The following is an 18757-nucleotide window of genomic DNA, read 5'->3' as shown; positions in this document are numbered from 1 at the left end:
ACAGGTCCTGGTGGTGCTGATTCAGTGGGATTTTGATGCGACTGAAAATGCAAACCAGTCTCAGATAAGCAGAAGACGAACCACTGAAAGAAAACCTGAATCTAACGTGAAAATATTTCTTCGGAGCCGTCCGGCAAGGTCCGGACACTGACGGGCAATATGCCCGGCAAGGCCCGTAGCAGAGCGTCTGTGTCATCGGAATCGAACACGCTGCTCACGCGCAGATCGGCCGTTTTATCGGGGGCGACTCGTAACGGCTTGTCGCGGTAGCGCGAGACTTCCTGTGCCACTTCGCTTAAAGGGGTGTTGTCGAACACCAGCTTGCCCTTGCGCCAGGCCGTGAGGTTGGCGGTATTCACCGCATAGGCCGGAGCAACCTGGCCCTGGGCATCAATGCGTGAGCCGAGGCCTGCGCTGAGCATGACCGCCTTGAGGTTCGGCTGCTCGCGTCCTTGCACCTTCACCGAACCTGATTCAACGGCCACCTGGGTCAAGTCATTGTCGTGGCGCACATCAAAACGCGTCCCCGTCACCGTCACCTGCCCCGCCCCGGCCGAAACCACAAAGGGTCGGCTCGTATCGTGATGGACGCTGAACATGGCTTCGCCCTGGCTCAGTTCGACCGAGCGCCTCGCGGATTCAAAATGTACGCTCAGGACGGTGCGGCTGTTGAGCTCAATCACTGAACCGTCGGGTAATTCGACTTGGCGCCGCTCCCCAGCCACCGTCTGGTACTGGGCATCGAAGCTGTTGTCACGTAGAGCCGAAAACAACCCAAGACCGAACGCGCAGGCCAGCACACTGACAGCGATGGCATAGCGTGGCCAACGGCGCCGCGGGAGCACTTTGACATCATCGGGTTCCAGTTGCTCGCGCAGATGCCGCAGGGTGCGGATCATGTACCGCTCGACCATGTTGCGGCTCAAGCCCATGCGCTCGGCGATCTCGGCCTGGCTCAAACCCTCCAGTTTCTGCCAGACAAACACCTTGCGGCAGTTCAGCGGCAGCTCTGCCAGGGCTCGCTCGATGGCGTCGGCCAATTCAATAGCGTGCATATCCGCCTCCGGGCCATCGCCGAGCATCGATTCGGCGCTGATGGCGTCCTGTTCAAGCCCGGCACGGCGCTCTTCGCGACGCAATTTATCGACTGCGATATTGCGCGCGATCTGATGCAGGTAGGCACGCGGCTGCTCGACATGCTCCTGCCGGGCTTCCAGCGCGCGCACGAATGCATCGTGGGCCAGGTCTTCGGCTTGCTCGCGATTGCGTAGCCGGCGCGTCCAGGTCCCGATCAATTCTTGATAGTGAGCCAGGAAACCGGAATCTCGGGGCGGCTTGGAGGTCATCGGCAGGGGCTGAGATGAAGGAGGCGCGAATAGTAATGTTTCTTATTAACGCGAGCAATCGCCAACTGCTCGACACGCAGGCCGTCCGGCGGCAACCGACCAGCGGGAACATCAGGCTGTCATTGGAGTCGGTTAAAAGGAGGCTGCACGGCCAGTCGCGACGAGCGTGTGTAAAAACGCGACATTTTTTGTTGATCTCAGACGTCTCACGCCCTAAAGTTCGCGCCGAACGTCCATGCTGGAAACGATCCATCCGGCTCAAGTACTGACGACGAGACAGCAAGGCCATGAGGAAACCCCGTTTCCAATGGCCTTTTTGCTTTCGGCGGACATGCCTTGGGAAGTAGGCGAACCAAAGTGGGGATACGGAGGGCGTTCATTTGAACCCATTGAATTACAACGTTTGCCAGTAGGAGCCCTAGCATGTCGATCCAGGTCGAAGACTATTTCGCGCGCGATACCTTCCAAAAAATGAAGGCATTCGCCGACAAGCAAGAAACCCCATTCGTACTCATCGATACCCAGATGATCAGCCAGGCCTACGATGACCTGCGCGCCGGTTTCGAGTTCGCCAAGGTCTACTACGCGGTCAAGGCCAACCCTGCGGTCGAAGTCATCGACCTGCTCAAGGAAAAAGGCTCGAGCTTCGACATCGCCTCGATCTACGAGCTGGACAAGGTCCTGAGCCGTGGCGTCGGCGCTGATCGCATCAGCTACGGCAACACCATCAAGAAGTCCAAGGACATCCGCTACTTCTATGAGAAGGGTGTGCGCCTGTACGCCACCGACTCCGAAGCGGACCTGCGCAACATCGCCAAGGCCGCGCCAGGCTCGAAAGTCTATGTGCGCATCCTGACCGAAGGCTCGACCACCGCCGACTGGCCTCTGTCACGTAAATTCGGCTGCCAGACCGACATGGCCATGGACCTGCTGATCCTCGCTCGCGACCTGGGCCTGGTGCCGTACGGCATCTCCTTCCACGTCGGCTCCCAGCAGCGTGACATCAGTGTCTGGGACGCGGCGATCGCCAAGGTCAAAGTGATTTTCGAGCGCCTGAAAGAAGAAGACGGCATCGTACTGAAGCTGATCAACATGGGTGGCGGCTTCCCGGCCAACTACATCACCCGTACCAACAGCCTGGAAACCTACGCTGAAGAAATCATCCGTTTCCTCAAGGAAGATTTCGGTGACGAGCTGCCGGAAATCATCCTGGAGCCAGGCCGTTCGTTGATCGCCAACGCCGGTATCCTGGTCAGCGAAGTGGTGCTGGTTGCGCGTAAATCGCGTACCGCCGTCGAGCGTTGGGTGTACACCGATGTGGGCAAATTCTCCGGCCTGATCGAAACCATGGACGAAGCCATCAAGTTCCCGATCTGGACCGAGAAGAACGGAGAAGTGGAAGAAGTGGTGATTGCAGGCCCAACCTGCGACAGCGCCGACATCATGTACGAAAACTACAAGTACGGCCTGCCGCTGAACCTGGCCATCGGTGACCGCCTGTACTGGCTGTCGACCGGCGCCTACACCACCAGCTACAGCGCGGTGGAATTCAACGGCTTCCCGCCGCTGAAGTCGTTCTACATCTAAGCGCTTTCCAAGCGTTAACTCAAAAGGCGACGGGGCGTACAGGCCCGTCGCCTTTTTTGCTTAACGCGGCTCGCTTGCGTTTACCGAAGTAACTGCCAGCGAAAGATCAAGCTCATTGCCCTCGCGCAGGCCTAGGGTGTGATACCACCCTGACCCACTGACCGCGACTCGAGCACCACACTTGAGTGCGCAGCCATCACTGAGCAGCCTGAATCCGTAGCGAGTGCCCCCTTCCCCGAAATCACCGGGTACAACCGGACCGCCGTTGCGTGTGAAGGTCCAGATGCCAAGCGTGTCCTTGGTCGCGGCTTCTAACTGCAAGCGGCCATTGCTGCCCCAGCACAACCGCAGATTGTGATGAGGCTGGCCTGGCGCATAGGTCCGAATTTCATACGTCAGCTCCGGGTCGTCGGCCGTGCAACCAAACCAGAATGAATCCATCGGGCCGAATGTAGGGTCGGCCATGGTCACATGACGGACACGATTGACCTCGTTGCTGCCAAAACTCCCGCGAGATTTCTTCAACTCACCGGCAATCAGGCTTGCCCTGCCGGATGGGGTGTCGGCGCTGAACCGGGCAATGAACGAAAGCTGTTGGCTGTATTCGTACATGATCTTTTCTCCTTCAAAGTGAGTTCACAAAGTGAAGGATCAAGAGGCTCACGGTCAGACTGAAAAATCTCCTGCCTGGAGAACAATTCCAGGGTAGGAGCTGGCTTTACCGGTGTGCCGGACCACCGCGATGGACACACCGCGGTTCACCAGGCAAACCGCGGTGCATTCATCGCGGCTAAAGCCGGCTCCTACCCGTGCAGTTCGCTCAAGCGCTGGGCGTAGGCCTGTGCGATGCCCTGTAGACGTGGGTCAGTATGACGTTGCAGCAGCGGTGTGCAGACGCGCAAAAAATTCAGGTTGCCTGTCTCCAGTGCCTGCTTATACCAATGCAACGCTTGATCGACTTGACCTTGCTCAAGCAGAACACTGGCGTGGCTGAACTGCCCACGAAAGTCCCCGGCCTCGGCCGAGCGCCGATACCAATGCTCAGCCTGCGCGGAGTCGGCATTACAGGCCAAGCCCTGCTCCAGATAGCGCCCCAATAAATTCATTGATTTGGCATGCCCAAGCTCGGCCGCCTGGCGATAGCATTCTAGTGCCGCCGCTTGGTTCTGAATGACACCACGACCTGTGGCCAGCAAATTGGCGTAGTTGTAGAGCCCCCAGTCCAGGCCTGACTCCGCTGCGGCGCGGTAATGCCGGGCAGCGCCGACCGCATCCGACTCCCCTCCCCACGCATGCTCCAGGCAACGCCCGAGCATGTTATGGGCCATGGCGCTGCCGCCCTGGGCTGCGATGGCAAACCAACGGCGGGCCAATACCGGGTCTTTTTCAATACCGCGGCCATCGAGCAGGATCTGCCCCAACAGCGCCTGCGCTTCGACATTATTTTGCCCGGCTGCCAGCAGCAGGGCCTGGGCCGCCTTGGCCGGGCTGTGTTCGAGCATCTGGCCCAACTGCTCGGTATCCAGCAGCTCTTCGCGACGAATCTGGAAGGTCATCGCTTACACCTCGACCCAGCGACGCAACAGGTTGTGGTAAGTACCGGTGAGCTGGATCAGCGCGGGGTGATCGGGCACATCCGCAGTCAGCTTACGAATCGCCTCGTCCATCTCGAACAGCAGTGCCCGCTGGCTGTCTTCACGCACCAGGCTCTGGGTCCAGAAAAACGAGGCATACCGCGCCCCACGGGTGACGGCATTGACCTTGTGCAGGCTGGTGCCGGGGTATAGCACCATGTCGCCGGCTGGCAGCTTGATCTGACGAACACCGTAGGTGTCCTGGATCTCCAACTCGCCGCCGTCGTATTCATCAGGGTCGCTGAAGAACAGCGTCGCGGACAGGTCGGTGCGCACCCGCTCCGGGCTGCCCTTGGGTTGGCGCACTGCGTTGTCGATGTGATAGCCGAAATTGTTGCCGGCCTGATAGCAGTTGAACAGGGGTGGGAACACCTTGTGAGGCAAGGCTGCCGACATGAACAAAGGGTTGGCCCACAACCGCTCCAGCATGGCCTCACCGATTTCGCGAGCCAAGGGATGGCCTTCGGGCAACTGCAAATTGTGCTTGGCCTTGGCCGACTGGAAGCCGGCCGTGATCTTGCCGTCGGCCCAATCGGTCTGCTCCAGGGCCTGACGGATGCGCAGCACCTCATCGCGGGAGAAAACGCCGGGGATATGTAAAAGCATGGCTCGGCACCTGGAAGCAGGAAAAGATGCCAATGGTATTGATTCTTATTGTCTTGGCATAGCCCCCATTAGGGTTCCAGACGGACGAGTCGCAAAAAACCGCCAGAAAACTTTGTAAAGAATGTAAATTTAGTGCGAATAACAATTTATCTCAATTGATACAAATACTTGTTTACCCTATATTCCGCGGCCTCAACTCCTTGGGGAAGGAACATTCACCATGCCGCGCCAACACGTGCCAACGTCTGTCAGTTCACCACGATTGCTCACCTGCGCCATCGGCGTGGCGATTTCTGCGACTTCCGTGGCCCATATCCAGGCTGCCGAGAGCACCGAAAAGTCGATCGCCCTGGATGCCACCAGCATCAGCGGTCAAGCCGTCCAGGAGCAGACCTCCTACAAGACCGAAAAAGCCCAGTCGCAGAAGTACACCGCGCCGCTGGTCAATACGCCGCGCTCTGTAACCGTTGTGCCACAACAGGTCCTCAAGGACACCAACGCCCTCTCGATGCAGGATGCCCTGCGCACAGTGCCTGGCATCACCTTTGGCGCCGGTGAAGGCGGCAACCCTCAAGGCGACCGCCCGTTCATTCGCGGTTTCGACGCCCAGGGCGACACCTACCTGGATGGCGTGCGTGATACCGGCTCCCAGAGCCGCGAGATCTTTTCCATCGAATCCATTGAAGTCAGCAAAGGCCCGAACTCCGCTATCGGCGGTCGTGGCGCTGCTGGCGGCAGCATCAACATGGTGAGCAAGAAAGCCCACCTGGGTAATTCGTTCGACGGTGGCTTCACCTACGGTTCGGACCAGACTCGCCGTTACACCCTGGATGGCAACTACCAGTTCACCGACACTGCCGCTGGACGTCTGAACCTGATGAGCCACGAGAGCAATGTCGCTGGCCGCGACAAAGTCGAATACGACCGTTGGGGTATCGCACCCTCGGTGGTCTTCGGCCTGGGCACCGACACCCGCGTAAACCTCGACTACTACCATCTGGAAAGCAACGACACACCGGATTCGGGGATTCCTTATACGATTCCTACCGGTGGCTCGGCGGCCCGTAACAAGTCCAACCCGGACAAGCCGAACGACGGCGGCGATTCCAGCAATTTCTATGGCCTGGACCGTGACTTCCGTAAAGGCCGCACCGACATCGCCACCCTCGCGATCGAGCACGACCTGACCGACGCGCTGACCATCAAGAACACCCTGCGCCACGGCAGCAGCATGCAGGATTACATCCTGACCCAGCCCGACGACAGCAAAGGCAACGTGAACAACGGCACCGTCTGGCGTCGTGCTAACACTCGTGTCAGCAACACCGACACCACCACCAACCAAACCGATCTGTTTGGCGACGTGTACATCGCAGGCTTCAAGAACAGCTTCTCCACCGGTATCGAGTTCACCCGTGAGGAATCCGAGAAGTCGACCTACAACGTCAATACCGACACCACGCCAGGCACAGCGGCTGTCACGAACACGTGCACACCGGCCATGATTGGTGCAGCCAGCAACTACAACTGCACCTCACTGTCCAACCCGACCCCGAATGATCCGTGGAATGGCGCGATCTCGCGTAACTACACCAGCACCGACACCGACGCCAACACTCGCGCTATCTACATCTTCGATACGCTGGAACTGTCGCCACAATGGCTGGTGAACATGGGTCTGCGTTATGACCATTTCGACACCAAGTTCAAAACCCATACCGCAGCGGGCACCACCACCGCCAAGGCCAAAGACACCAGCGAATTCGTGACCGGCCAGTTCGGTGTTGTCTACAAGCCCGCTGAAAACGGCAGCATCTATGCCTCTTATGCCACCTCGGCCACACCACCAGGCAACGCCGTGGGCGAAGGACAGGAAGGCAACCCGTTTGCCACCGCCTTGCTAAGCAGCGACATGGAACCTGAAACCACCAAGAACTACGAAATCGGCACCAAGTGGGATCTGCTGAACGAACGCTTGTCCCTGACCGGCGCGATTTTCCGCACCGAGAAAGACAATGCTCGTGCGCAGGTCGACGCCACCACCTATGAAAACGTCGGCAAATCCCGTGTAGACGGTATCGAACTGTCGGCAACCGGCAAGATCACTGATCAGTGGCAAGTCTTCGCAGGTTACGCGTTCATGGACAGCGAACTGGTCAAAGGTGGCCCATTCAATACCGCCAACGATGGCAACGAAATGCCTAACACCCCGCGCAACAGCGCCTCGGTCTGGACGACCTACGCCGTTACGCCAAAGCTGACCATCGGCGGCGGTGCGTTCTACGTCGACGACGTATTCGGCAGCGTGGCCAACACCACCATGGTCGACTCCTATGTTCGCTACGACGCGATGGCCAGCTACAAGCTGACCAAAAACGTCGACCTGCAGCTGAACGTGCAGAACCTGACCGACGAAACCTACTACGATAAAGCCTTCTCGACTCACTTCGCCAACCAGGCGGCGGGCCGTACGGCGCTGTTCTCGACCAACGTCCACTTCTAAGACGTTTGGTCGCAAAGCCCTGCTCACTTCGGTGAGCGGGGCTTTTGTGTGTAAGGCAAGGGGTATCGGGCGCGGCATAATGCGCACCGGCAAAGGCTGCATGAATTAGCAAGGGTGCTCGCACGTGTTCAAGAAAACGCTGTTTCAACTGCACTGGTTCTTCGGCATCACCGCGGGGCTGGTCCTGGCGCTGATGGGCATCACCGGTGCCCTGGTGTCCTTCCAGGACGAACTGCTGCGCCTGATCAACCCGCAGGAGTTGACTGTCCAAGTGCAGGACGCCGGTGTGCTGCCACCGTCAGAACTGGTCAGCAAGATTGAAGCGATCGAAGCCAAGACCGTTTCAGCCCTGTGGGTCGAGATGGACAGCGGCATCGCCTCGCGGGTGTTCTTTACCCCACCGCCGGGTGAACGTCGCGGCCCCATGCGCTATTTCGACCCTTTCACCGGCGAGCTGCAAGACGAAGCGGCCGGGCAAGGCTTCTTCGGCTTGATGCTGAAACTGCACCGCTTCCTGGCCATGGGTGACACCGGTCAGCAGATCACCGGCGCCTGTACGTTGATCCTGGTGTTTTTCTGCCTCTCGGGCCTGTACCTGCGCTGGCCGCGCAAGGCCTTGAACTGGCGGGTCTGGCTGACGCTGGACTGGGCCAAGAAAGGTCGCAGCTTCAATTGGGACCTGCACGCGGTGGCGGGTACCTGGTGCCTGTTCTTTTATCTGCTGCTGGCGCTGACCGGGTTGTTCTGGTCTTACGACTGGTACCGCGAAGGCCTGACCAAATTACTGAGCGATGCTCCTGCCGCAGGCGAACAGCGCAAGGGTGGCGAAGGCCGCCAGGGCGGTCGTCGAGGCCCGCCACAAATCGACAAGGACGCGCCTAAGCTGGTGGTCGACTACGACGCGGTGTGGAACAGCATCCGCGAAACCGCGGGGCCCAAACTCAGTGCCTGGAACCTTCGCCTGCCACCGGTCGGCGGGCAACCGGCAACCGTCTTTTACCTGCTCAGCGATTCGACCCACGACCGCGCGCTGAACACCATTACCCTGGACCCTGCCACCGGCAAGATCAGCAAGGTTGATCGCTATGCCGACAAGTCACTCAAGGCCCAACTGCTGACCAGCATCTATGCCCTGCACGTGGGCAGTTACTTCGGCATGGTCGGGCGGATCCTCAACACCCTGGCCAGTGTCGCGATGCCGCTGTTCTTTGTGACCGGCTGGCTGCTGTACCTGGATCGTCGACGCAAGAAACGCAAGGTTCGCGAGGCTCGTAAAAGCCTGGCCGCCACCGACACCCAGGCCGAAGGTTGGCTGATCGGTTTTGCCAGCCAGAGCGGCTTTGCCGAACAATTGGCCTGGCAAAGTGCCGGCCAACTGCAGGCGGCAGGCTACCCGGTGCGCGTTGAACCGCTAGCCGCCCTGACTGAAGCGGACTTGCGCGAGTCGCAAAAAGCGCTGTTCGTGGTCAGTACTTTTGGTGACGGCGAGGCGCCGGACAGTGCGCGGGGTTTCGAGCGTAAAGTACTGGGCCAGCCCTGGGCGCTGAACAATCTCAACTACGCCTTGCTGGCCTTGGGTGATCGGCAATATCCGCAGTTCTGCGGCTTCGCCCATCGCTTGCATGGCTGGCTGAGCGAGCGAGGCGCCAGCGCCGCCTTCGCCCCGGTGGAGGTCGATAGCGCCGATCCGGCTGCCTTGCAGCACTGGCAGCAACAACTGACACGGCTGACCGGCGCGCAAGCCGCGACGACCTGGCAGGCACCCAGTTTTGAATCCTGGACCCTAAGCCGTCGCCAGGTGCTGAACCCCGGCAGTCAGGGTGAACCTATTTATCTGATCGCATTGACCCCACCTGCCGACGCCTATTGGGAAGCGGGTGACCTGGTCGATGTATTGCCACGCAACAGTGCCGACGCACTCACCCAGTTCCTTGCAGGCCTGGGGCTGAACGCCGACACTCAGGTCCTGGTAGACGGCTTGCGCGAAACCCTGATCCAGGCGCTGGCCAGCCGTCAACTGCCCCGCAGCCGCGAGCATTTGGTGGGCTTGCATGCCCAGGCGCTGGTCGAGGCATTGATACCGATCGCCCCACGGGAATACTCGATCGCCTCGATTGCCAGCGACCGCCGACTGGAACTGATGATCCGCCAAGAGCGACACATCGACGGCTCGCTGGGCCTGGGTTCGGGATGGCTGACCGAACATGCAGCGCTGGACTCAAACATCAGCCTGCGCCTGCACCGCAACAGCAACTTTCATCGGCCCCAGGATCCAGTGCCACTGATTCTGCTGGGTAATGGCACGGGCCTGGCGGGCTTGCGCAGCCTGCTCAAGGCACGCATTGCTGCCGGTGAGACACGTAATTGGCTGCTGTTCGGCGAGCGCAATGTTGCCCACGACTTCCTCTGCAAGGATGAACTGCATGAGTGGCTGGCCCGAGGTGATGTGCAGCGGCTGAACCTGGCGTTTTCGCGGGATCAGGCGACCAAGGTCTACGTCCAGGACCGCCTGCGCGAAAACGCCGACGAACTCCGCTCCTGGCTGGCCGAAGGCGCCGCCATTTACATTTGCGGTAGCTTGCAAGGCATGGCGGCGGGAGTGGATGAGGTGTTGAACGAAGTACTGGGCGCCGCTGAAGTCGAGCGCCTGATCGAAACCGGGCGCTATCGCCGGGATGTCTACTGACGCTGGCCCACTCCCACACCGCGAATGAATGCGACGCGCAACGCCTGAAGAAACTCGGTGCTTTCATTCGCTCGATTTACGCAACCGCGCAAAACCCAAGGCAAGCGCCTGGAGGCCTTGATGCGATCCTCTTCATTCTCATGGTGCACCTCTAGAGTGCCTGGCAGCAGATCGCATGAGCCGCATGGTGCCCGCCTTGGTTTTTCTTTTGCTCTTGAGATCGAGCGCCGCCCGCGCGGCGCATCGCGGCTAAAGCCGGCTCCTACATCGGTTGCAACGTGCCATGGCCTGTGAGATTGGCGTTGCCAGCCACGCGCAATCCCCACCGAAACCACAAAAATCAAAAGCCGAACCCCCAAGGCTAACAACGCCGATCCCACAGAAAATGGCACGTTTCAACAAATGTAGGAGCCGGCTTTAGCCGCGATGCGCCGCGCGGGCGGCGCTCGATCTGGGCAACACCGCAAAACCCAAGGCAAGCGCCTGGAAGCCTTGATGCGATCCTCTTCATTCTCATGGTGCACCTCTAGAGTGCCTGGCAACAGATCGCATGAGCCGCATGGTGCCCGCCTTGGTTTTTTCTTTGTTCTTGAGATCGAGCGCCGCCCGCGCGGCGCATCGCGGCTAAAGCCGGCTCCTACATTGGTTGCAACGTGCCATGGCCTGTGAGATTGGCGTTGCCAGCCACGCGCAATCACGCAATCCCCACCGATCCCACAAAAATCCAAAGCCGAACCCCCAAGGCTAACAACGCCGATCCCATAGAAAATGGCACGTTTCAACAAATGTAGGAGCCGGCTTTAGCCGCGATGCGCCGCGCGGGCGGCGCTCGATCTACGCAACACCGCAAAACCCAAGGCAAGCGCCTGGAAGCCTTGATGCGATCCTCTTCATTCTCATGGTGCACCTCTAGAGTGCCTGGCAACAGATCGCATGAGCCGCATGGTGCCCGCCTTGGTTTTTCTTTTGCTCTTGAGATCGAGCGCCGCCCGCGCGGCGCATCGCGGCTAAAGCCGGCTCCTACATTGGTTGCAACGTGCCATGGCCTGTGAGATTGGCGTTGCCAGCCACGCGCAATCCCACCGAAACCCCAAAAAATCCAAAGCCGAACCACCAAGGCTAACAACGCCGATCCCACAGAAAATGGCACGTTGCAACAAATGTGGGAGCCGGCTTGAGCCGGCGAATGCGCCGCGCGGGCGGCGCTCGATTTGGGCAACACCGCAAAACCCAAGGCAAGCGCCTGGAAGCCTTGATGCGATCCTCTTCATTCTCATGGTGCACCTCTAGAGTGCCTGGCAACAGATCGCATGAGCCGCATGGTGCCCGCCTTGGTTTTTTCTTTGTTCTTGAGATCGAGCGCCGCCCGCGCGGCGCATCGCGGCTAAAGCCGGCTCCTACATTGGTTGCAACGTGCCATGGCCTGTGAGATTGGAGTTGCCAGCCACGCGCAATCCCCACCGAAACCACAAAAATCAAAAGCCGAACCCCCAATGTTGTGGCTTGCCCACGGTGTGGGTCACGCTTTGGCTGGCTCGCCCGCGACCAGCTCCACGCCTTCACCTCGCTTGATCAGCGCATACACCACTGCCGTCAGCACACTGCCTGCCACAATCGCCAGCAGGTACAGCAAGGCATGGTTGATGGCATTGGGGATCAGCATCACGAACAGCCCACCATGGGGCGCCATCAACTTGCAGCCGAAATACATCGACAGCGCACCGGTCAAGGCTCCGCCTGCGATGCTCGCCGGAATCACCCGCAGCGGGTCTTTGGCGGCAAAGGGAATGGCGCCTTCGGAAATAAAGCACAACCCCAGCACCAACGCGGCTTTGCCGGCTTCACGCTCGCTTTGGGCAAACTTGCGCCGGGCCAGGAAAGTGGCGAGGCCCAGCCCTATCGGCGGTACCATCCCGGCGGCCATGGTCGCCGCCATCGGGGCATAGCTCTGGGAGGCCAACAGGCCGACCGAAAATGCATAGGCAGCCTTGTTGATCGGCCCACCCAAGTCGACGCACATCATGCCACCGAGCAAGACACCCAACAGAATCGCGTTAGTGGTGCCCATGCTGTCGAGGAAGTGGGTTAACGACGTCAACATGCCGGCCACCGGCGCACCCACCACATAGATCATGACCAGGCCGGTAAACAGGCTGGCCAGCAGTGGAATGATCAGGATCGGCTTGAGCGACTCAAGGCTGCTGGGCAGGCGGGCCCAACGGTTGATCGCCTGGGCGCTGTAGCCGGCCAGAAAACCCGCCACGATGCCACCGATAAAACCCGCCCCCAAGGTACTGGCCAGCAAGCCACCGATCATCCCCGGCGCAAGGCCCGGGCGGTCGGCAATCGAATAGGCGATATAACCGGCCAGCAGTGGCACCATCAGCTTGAAGGCGGCCTCACCGCCGATCTGCATCAAAGCCGCTGGCAAAGTGCCCGGCTCCTTGAACGCGTTGATACCGAAGACAAACGACAGGGCAATCAGCAGCCCCCCCGCCACCACCATCGGCAGCATGAATGACACGCCGGTCAACAAGTGCTTGTAGACGCCCTTCTTCTCCGTGGCCGAGGCACTCTTGGTGGTGCTGGCCGCCGTTTCTGTCTTGGCCTCGGCCAAGGCTTTTTTCAAGGTGGCCTGCGCCTGCTTCAACGCAATACCGGTGCCGCAGCGATAAATGCGTTTGCCAGCAAAGCGCTCGGTGGGCACGTCGATGTCCGCTGCCAACAGCACCACGTCTGCCTCATCGATAGCCGCGGCAGACAGCGGGTTGCGCGCGCCCACCGAGCCCTGGGTTTCCACTTGCAGCTTGAAGCCCAACTGGGTGGCGGCCTGCTGCAAGGCCTCAGCGGCCATGAAGGTGTGCGCCACCCCGGTCGGGCACGCCGTGATCGCCACAATGCGAGGGGTCGCGGCCACCGTATCGGCTGGCGCGTCAGCGACCTGCGGCGAATAAATCTGGGCCCGCTCCGCCGCTGCGGTCAGAAACGCTTCGCTGTCCTGCAAGGCTTGCGCGGGCGTGCTCTGCAACAAACGCTTGCCGACAAAACGATCAAGTGCGACCGGCCCACTGCTGATCACCAGCACCCAGTCGGCGGCATTGATCACCGCTTGCGAGAGTTGCCGTTCCGGGTGTTGCGCATCGACCACTTCAACACTCGTGCTCCAGCCCAGGCGTTGCGCCACAGCCGCCAGCAGGCGGGCGCTGAGTACACTCGAAACCATGGCATTGGGGCAGGCCGTAATAATCGCGACATTCATGGGCGTTCCTCTTGTTCTTCTGTCAGAGCGCGCACGCTCACGCCTTCTTCAAGCTGCTTCAATTGAAGTGGGTCGTCGACCCCAAAACCGATCTGGGTCACTGCCATGGCCGCGATGGCGGTAGCGGTTCGCAGGCATTGCTCGGCGCTGTCACCTCCCAGCAGGCCGTGAACCATACCGGCCAGCAATGAATCACCGGCACCCACGGTGCTGGCGACCCGCACCTGGGGCGGCTGGGCATGCAACGCTGCCTGGGCGCTGAACCAGTTCACACCCTCGGCGCCCTGAGAGATCACCACATGCTCGATGCCTTGCGCCCGCAACTGCGCGGCGGCCCGTTGTTGTGCGCCAAGCGTTTGCACGCTGCAGCCGACCACCTCGGCCAACTCCTCGGTGTTGGGCTTGATCAACCAGGGTTGCGCCTGCAGCCCGGCACGCAACGCCTCGCTGCTGGTGTCCAGTGCCACCTTCAGGCCCATACCCTTGATACGCAGCAGGAGTTGCTGAAACCACTGTGGGCTGACGCCCCGCGGCAGGCTGCCGGCCACCACCACCACGTCGTGCCCCGGCGCGATCTGCGACAGCTTCTCCAGCAAGGCCACTTGTGCGGCCTCATCAACCTGCAGGCCTGGCCCGTTCACATCGGTAATGCAGCCGTCGCGTTCGGCCAACTTGATATTGGTGCGCGTCTCGCCCGGCACACGGATAAAGGCATCGGCAAAACCGCGCCGCTCAATCAGCGCATCGAACGGCTGGGCATTGTCCAGCCCAAGAAAGCCGCTAACGGTCACTTGATGGCCAAGATCAGCCAGTACCTGGGCCACGTTCAGGCCCTTGCCGGCCGCATGGCTGTGCATCAGCTCGCTACGGTTCACTTCGCCCACGCGCAGGGCTGCCAGCTCCACGGTCAAGTCCAGCGCCGGGTTGAGGGTAATCGTCAGGATGCTTGCCATTACAGATTCTCCACCAGCGCGCGAACATCGCTGGCACTGCCGAGCACCAAGGCTCGCTGGGCCAACTCAATGGCCTCACTGAAGTTCAAGGCGCGCACCGCAGCCTTGACCTCGGGAATGCTGCGCGCCGCAACGCTCAGCTCATCAACTTTTAGCCCGACCAGCAGCGGCACCGCTGCAGGGTCGGCGGCCAATTCTCCGCACACCCCCACCCATTTGCCATGGGCATGGGCAGCGCGCACGGTGATATCGATCAGTTGCAGCACGGCCGGGTGCAAGCCGTCGGCCTGGGCCGAAAGGGTGGGATGACCTCGGTCGATGGCCAGGGTGTACTGAGTCAGGTCATTGGTGCCGATGCTGAAAAAATCCACTTCGCGCGCCAGCACTGGCGCAAGCAGGGCCGCGGACGGCACCTCGATCATGATCCCCAGTTGCAGGTCGGCAACCGGGATTTCCTGGCGCAGGCGCTCGGTCATGTCGCGGGCCTGCCGCCATTCTTCGACACTGCCGACCATGGGGAACATGATCCGCAGCGGCCGGTTGTCGGCCGCACGCAACAGCGCACGCAATTGCGCTTCCATGATCTGTGGGCGTTGCAGGGTCAGGCGCACACCGCGCACGCCTAGAAACGGGTTTTCTTCCTTGGCGATCGGCCAATAGGGCAACGGCTTGTCGCCCCCCACATCGAGGGTGCGTACCACCAACGGGCGACCGCCCAGGCCATCGAGCACACGGCGATACTCAGCCTCTTGCACGGCCTCATCGGGGGCTTGGGAGTGGGCCATGAAAATCAGTTCGGTGCGCAACAGGCCGATGCCTTCGGCGCCCTGTTCAACCGCCAGGGCAACCCCTGCGCTTTCACCGATATTGGCGGCCACTTCAACGCCATGCCCATCGCGGGTACGCGCAGGCTCATGACGCTGGGCGGCGGCTGCCTGGAGCCGGGCAGCGCGGTTGTCACGGTCTTCGATGGCGCGCGCCAGGGCTTCAGGCGAAGGGGCAACGGTCAGGCGACCTCGCTGGCCATCAATCAACAAGGGGCAACCGGATTCCAGCAGCAACACGCCCTCACCCGCCCCGACCACCGCCGCAATGCCCAGCGCGCGAGCAACGATGGCGCTGTGTGCTGTTGCTCCGCCACGCGCGGTCAGAATGCCCGCTACGCGCTCCGGGTCCAGGCGCGCGACATCCGAGGGGCCCACTTCGTCCATGACCAAAATGTAAGGCTGCTCGGGCTCTTCCAGGGTGTGCACGCCGCACAGCTGCGCCAACACTCGACGACCAATATCGCGAAGGTCCGCGGCGCGTTCGGCCAGCAAGGCGTCGGCCAACGATTCCTGTTGGCGGGCAGCACTGTCGATCACACTGTTCCAGGCCGCTGCTGCGCTTTCGCCCTGCTTGAGGCGCTGCGCGACATCGTCGCTCAAGGACGGATCATCGAGCATCTCTTGATGGGTGATGAAAATTTCCCGGATGGCCTTGGCCTTGCTGCGCTGGATCAGCCCTTCGATATCCTGGCGAACATGGGCCAACGCGTGCTGCAGGCGCTCGCGCTCGGCGCTCAATGACTCACCCCGCAGCGGGTATTCGAACTCACGCACGACATGAACATGCGCAGGCCCCATGGCAATCCCAGGTGATGCAGCAATACCTTGCACCACCGACCCTTTCGTGGGCGCCAGTACCTGAGCGATTGGCTCTACCACCTCTTCGGCGATCACGACAGCGATTGGCAAGGCTTCGACTTCTTCACCCAGGCCCTGCTCCACCGCCGCCAGCAGCGCCGGCAAGGCATCGGCGGCAATGCCGGGCTCGACAATAAACTCGAGGATCTGGCCACGCCGGGCCCCCAGGCTCAACAACTTGCTCAGGCTTTTCGCCGAGACCGGTGGCTGATTGGAGTCGATCACGCGCAAATGAACTTGGCCCTCAAACGCCTTGGCCACTTGCGCCAGCTCCTTGGCTGGGCGGGCATGCAGGCCATGGGCATTGGCCAGCGCGATACGGGCAGTCGGCCAGTCGGCCGGCACATCCGCGCCCAAAGCTTGTAGCACCACACGGGGGTTGGTGGCCTGTCCCAGTTCCTGGGCCCGCCCTTCGATCAACAGGCCACACAGGCGCTCCAACAAGGCCTGATGGGCCTCTCCCAGGCTCGCTAGGCAGAACAGCCCCGTCAGTGGCTGCCCCAGATAACGCAGCGGTTTTTCCGGGGTGACGAAAGCAAGGCCTGGGCGCTTGACGGTCTGCTCGCTGTGCAGCCACCACAAGCCCTCGCCCAGCGGCAAGGCTTCAACTTGTTGCAGTACGCCAGCAAAGCCATTGCTCACACAATCGGCGTGGCGTAGCAGGCGGGCACCTCGCCAGACCAACTCTTCAAAATCATCAGCTGGCACGCCCAGGCCGATCAGTTGCGCATCGAGCGCCAATTCCTGCGGTGCGCCTTGCAGTAACTTCAGCAGTGCCTCGGGCGAGCTGGCACGGCGCAATGCCTCACCCAGATCAGTTTCGCCCAGCGCTCGGGTGAGCAATTGCAGCAAGCGCAAGTGCTCATCGGATTTGGCAGCAATACCAATGGCCAGGTAGACGATCTGCCCGTCGCCCCAATCCACGCCCTCGGGGAACTGCAGCAAACGCACACCGGTGGCAAAGACCAGGTCACGGGTTTGCGGCGTTCCGTGGGGAATGGCAATGCCCTGGCCCAGGAAGGTCGAGCCTTGGACTTCACGCGCCTGCAGACCGGCCAGGTATCCGTCGGCGACCAAACCATCGGCAACCAGTTGGTCAGCCAGCAATTGCAAAGCGGCGGGTTTGTCCACGGCCTTCTGGCCCATGCAGATCTGCTCTGCAGTGAGTTCAAGCATGACACTCTCCTTTGCAGCGCCCGGCAGACGCTGAGGTATTGTTGTGAATGTTTCCAGCATAAGGCTGTTCGATGCCCCTACCGCTTGAACGCAGACCCAGCGGACACGCAGTCGGAATAATTTTCCAGCCGCCTTGGTTGCTGTTTTTTGGCAGAAAATATGTAGGCTGAATCGTTTAACCTTCAACAGTTGGCACGTTACTCGATATTCTACCAACCATAAAGCCCCATCCCGTCAGCCCGTTGAGACATTCGCGGGCTGCCAGTGGCCTACAGATAAGCGAGAATGCCCCTACGCTTCGCCTGTACTACAAGGAATATACGGTTGAAACTCAGCGATATCGCCCGCCTGGCAGGGGTTTCTGTGACAACTGCCAGCTATGTCATTAATGGCAAGGCCGAGAAGCAACGCATCAGCAATGCCACCGTCGAACGCGTGCGTGCGGTGGTGGACCAACATGGATTCACGCCCAACCCGCAAGCTGCCGGGCTGCGCAGCCGACACACGCGCACCCTGGGCTTTATCCTGCCGGACCTGGAAAACCCCAGCTACGCCCGCATCGCCAAGCAATTGGAGCAAGGCGCCCGCGCCCAGGGTTATCAACTGTTGATCGCCAGCAGCGACGATGATCCAGACAGCGAACGCCAACTGCTACAGCTGTTCCGCGCGCGCCGTTGTGACGCCCTGTTTGTCGCCAGTTGTCTGCCTGAAGACGATGATTGCTATCGCCAATTGCAAGCCAAGGGCATGCCGGTGATTGCAATCGACCGGGCCATGGACGCCGCGCATTTCTGCTCGGTGGTCAGTGACGATCACCAGGCCAGCCTGCAATTGACCCGCAGTCTGCTGACGCCCACCCCTCGACATATCGCCTTGATCGGCGCCCGGCCGGAGCTGAGCGTCAGCCGTGATCGGGCCGCAGGCTTCAATGAGGCTGTGAAAGGGTTTAGCGCAACGGTCGTCATCGAGCAGGCTTCCTCGTTCAGCCGCGAGTGTGGGCGCCAAGCCATGCAGGCATTGGTCGCGCGCCTCGGACAACTGCCCGATGCCTTGGTCACCACCTCTTATGTGCTGCTGCAGGGCGTATTTGACGAGCTTGCGCAACAGCCTGCCAATGCGCGTTCGCTGCACTTGGGTACCTTTGGTGATACCCAACTGCTGGACTTCTTGCCTCTGCCCATCAACGCCATGGGCCAACAGCACGCAGCGATAGCCGAAACCGCGCTACGCCTAGCATTGGCAGCGATCGAAGAGAAACGCTACGAGCCCGGCGTGCATGCCATTGCCCGGACATTCAAGCAGCGTATCTTCGAGAGCTGAAA

General features: G+C 60.7%; 11 protein-coding genes. 4 read left to right on the top strand and 7 right to left on the bottom strand.

Annotated elements, in window-relative coordinates; all coding sequences use genetic code 11:
- Positions 1-101 precede the first annotated feature (101 nt).
- Positions 102-1346, bottom strand: a complete 1245-nt coding sequence (locus tag AC3IX4_RS03945; protein WP_489259327.1) for a sigma-70 family RNA polymerase sigma factor — start codon at positions 1344-1346, stop codon at positions 102-104.
- Between the two features lie 423 nt (positions 1347-1769).
- On the opposite strand from AC3IX4_RS03945, the gene AC3IX4_RS03940 reads away from it, so the two are divergent.
- A complete protein-coding gene (locus AC3IX4_RS03940) occupies positions 1770-2933 on the top strand; it encodes a type III PLP-dependent enzyme (protein ID WP_489259326.1) in 1164 nt (387 codons plus the stop codon).
- 60 nt (positions 2934-2993) lie between these two features.
- Here the strand turns inward: AC3IX4_RS03940 and AC3IX4_RS03935 are convergent, their stop codons facing one another.
- The 3 genes from AC3IX4_RS03935 to AC3IX4_RS03925 all read right to left on the bottom strand — a co-directional run bounded on the left by AC3IX4_RS03935 (position 2994) and on the right by AC3IX4_RS03925 (position 5173).
- Positions 2994-3545 carry a hypothetical protein gene (locus AC3IX4_RS03935; RefSeq protein WP_489259325.1) on the bottom strand — a complete coding sequence of 184 codons (552 nt, stop codon included), beginning with the start codon at positions 3543-3545 and terminating at the stop codon, positions 2994-2996.
- Positions 3546-3736: 191 nt separating this feature from the next.
- Complete coding sequence (locus AC3IX4_RS03930) at positions 3737-4489, bottom strand: tetratricopeptide repeat protein (protein WP_489259324.1); 753 nt, start codon at positions 4487-4489, stop codon at positions 3737-3739.
- Between the two features lie 3 nt (positions 4490-4492).
- A complete protein-coding gene (locus tag AC3IX4_RS03925) occupies positions 4493-5173 on the bottom strand; it encodes a Fe2+-dependent dioxygenase (protein ID WP_489259323.1) in 681 nt (226 codons plus the stop codon).
- A 220-nt stretch (positions 5174-5393) separates the two neighbouring features.
- Between AC3IX4_RS03925 and AC3IX4_RS03920 the strand changes: the two genes are divergently transcribed.
- Both AC3IX4_RS03920 and AC3IX4_RS03915 read left to right on the top strand, forming a co-directional pair.
- Complete coding sequence (locus AC3IX4_RS03920; RefSeq protein WP_489259322.1) at positions 5394-7676, top strand: TonB-dependent receptor; 2283 nt, start codon at positions 5394-5396, stop codon at positions 7674-7676.
- A 124-nt stretch (positions 7677-7800) separates the two neighbouring features.
- A complete protein-coding gene (locus AC3IX4_RS03915) occupies positions 7801-10362 on the top strand; it encodes a PepSY domain-containing protein (protein ID WP_489259321.1) in 2562 nt (853 codons plus the stop codon).
- A 1519-nt stretch (positions 10363-11881) separates the two neighbouring features.
- Here the strand turns inward: AC3IX4_RS03915 and AC3IX4_RS03910 are convergent.
- From AC3IX4_RS03910 to ptsP, 3 genes are read right to left on the bottom strand one after another with little or no spacing between them, the layout of a single operon-like run.
- Positions 11882-13621 (bottom strand): PTS fructose transporter subunit IIBC, encoded by a 1740-nt coding sequence (locus AC3IX4_RS03910; protein WP_489259320.1) that lies wholly within the window; start codon positions 13619-13621, stop codon positions 11882-11884.
- Positions 13618-14574, bottom strand: a complete 957-nt coding sequence (gene pfkB / locus AC3IX4_RS03905; RefSeq protein ID WP_489259319.1) for a 1-phosphofructokinase — start codon at positions 14572-14574, stop codon at positions 13618-13620. The genes AC3IX4_RS03910 and pfkB overlap by 4 nt, the downstream gene beginning before the upstream one ends.
- Positions 14574-17435 carry a phosphoenolpyruvate--protein phosphotransferase gene (gene ptsP, locus AC3IX4_RS03900; protein ID WP_489259318.1) on the bottom strand — a complete coding sequence of 954 codons (2862 nt, stop codon included), beginning with the start codon at positions 17433-17435 and terminating at the stop codon, positions 14574-14576. Before ptsP ends, pfkB begins: the two co-directional genes overlap by 1 nt.
- Before the next feature lie 324 nt (positions 17436-17759).
- Between ptsP and cra the strand changes: the two genes are divergently transcribed.
- Positions 17760-18755, top strand: coding sequence for a catabolite repressor/activator (gene cra / locus AC3IX4_RS03895; RefSeq protein ID WP_489259317.1), 996 nt, complete (start codon positions 17760-17762; stop codon positions 18753-18755).
- The last annotated feature ends 2 nt before the right edge of the window (positions 18756-18757 follow it).

The sequence above is a fragment of the Pseudomonas sp. KH_021 genome (assembly GCF_057838865.1).
Note: the sequence above shows the minus strand (reverse complement) of the source record. Positions and strands in the feature narration are given on the sequence as shown.

Coding starts and splice junctions, on each gene's coding strand:
- AC3IX4_RS03945 (WP_489259327.1), bottom strand. CDS start 1,346: ATGACCTCCAAGCCGCCCCGAGATTCCGGTTTCCTGGCTCACTATCAA.
- AC3IX4_RS03940 (WP_489259326.1), top strand. CDS start 1,770: ATGTCGATCCAGGTCGAAGACTATTTCGCGCGCGATACCTTCCAAAAA.
- ptsP (WP_489259318.1), bottom strand. CDS start 17,435: ATGCTTGAACTCACTGCAGAGCAGATCTGCATGGGCCAGAAGGCCGTG.
- AC3IX4_RS03935 (WP_489259325.1), bottom strand. CDS start 3,545: ATGTACGAATACAGCCAACAGCTTTCGTTCATTGCCCGGTTCAGCGCC.
- AC3IX4_RS03910 (WP_489259320.1), bottom strand. CDS start 13,621: ATGAATGTCGCGATTATTACGGCCTGCCCCAATGCCATGGTTTCGAGT.
- AC3IX4_RS03920 (WP_489259322.1), top strand. CDS start 5,394: ATGCCGCGCCAACACGTGCCAACGTCTGTCAGTTCACCACGATTGCTC.
- pfkB (WP_489259319.1), bottom strand. CDS start 14,574: ATGGCAAGCATCCTGACGATTACCCTCAACCCGGCGCTGGACTTGACC.
- AC3IX4_RS03925 (WP_489259323.1), bottom strand. CDS start 5,173: ATGCTTTTACATATCCCCGGCGTTTTCTCCCGCGATGAGGTGCTGCGC.
- AC3IX4_RS03930 (WP_489259324.1), bottom strand. CDS start 4,489: ATGACCTTCCAGATTCGTCGCGAAGAGCTGCTGGATACCGAGCAGTTG.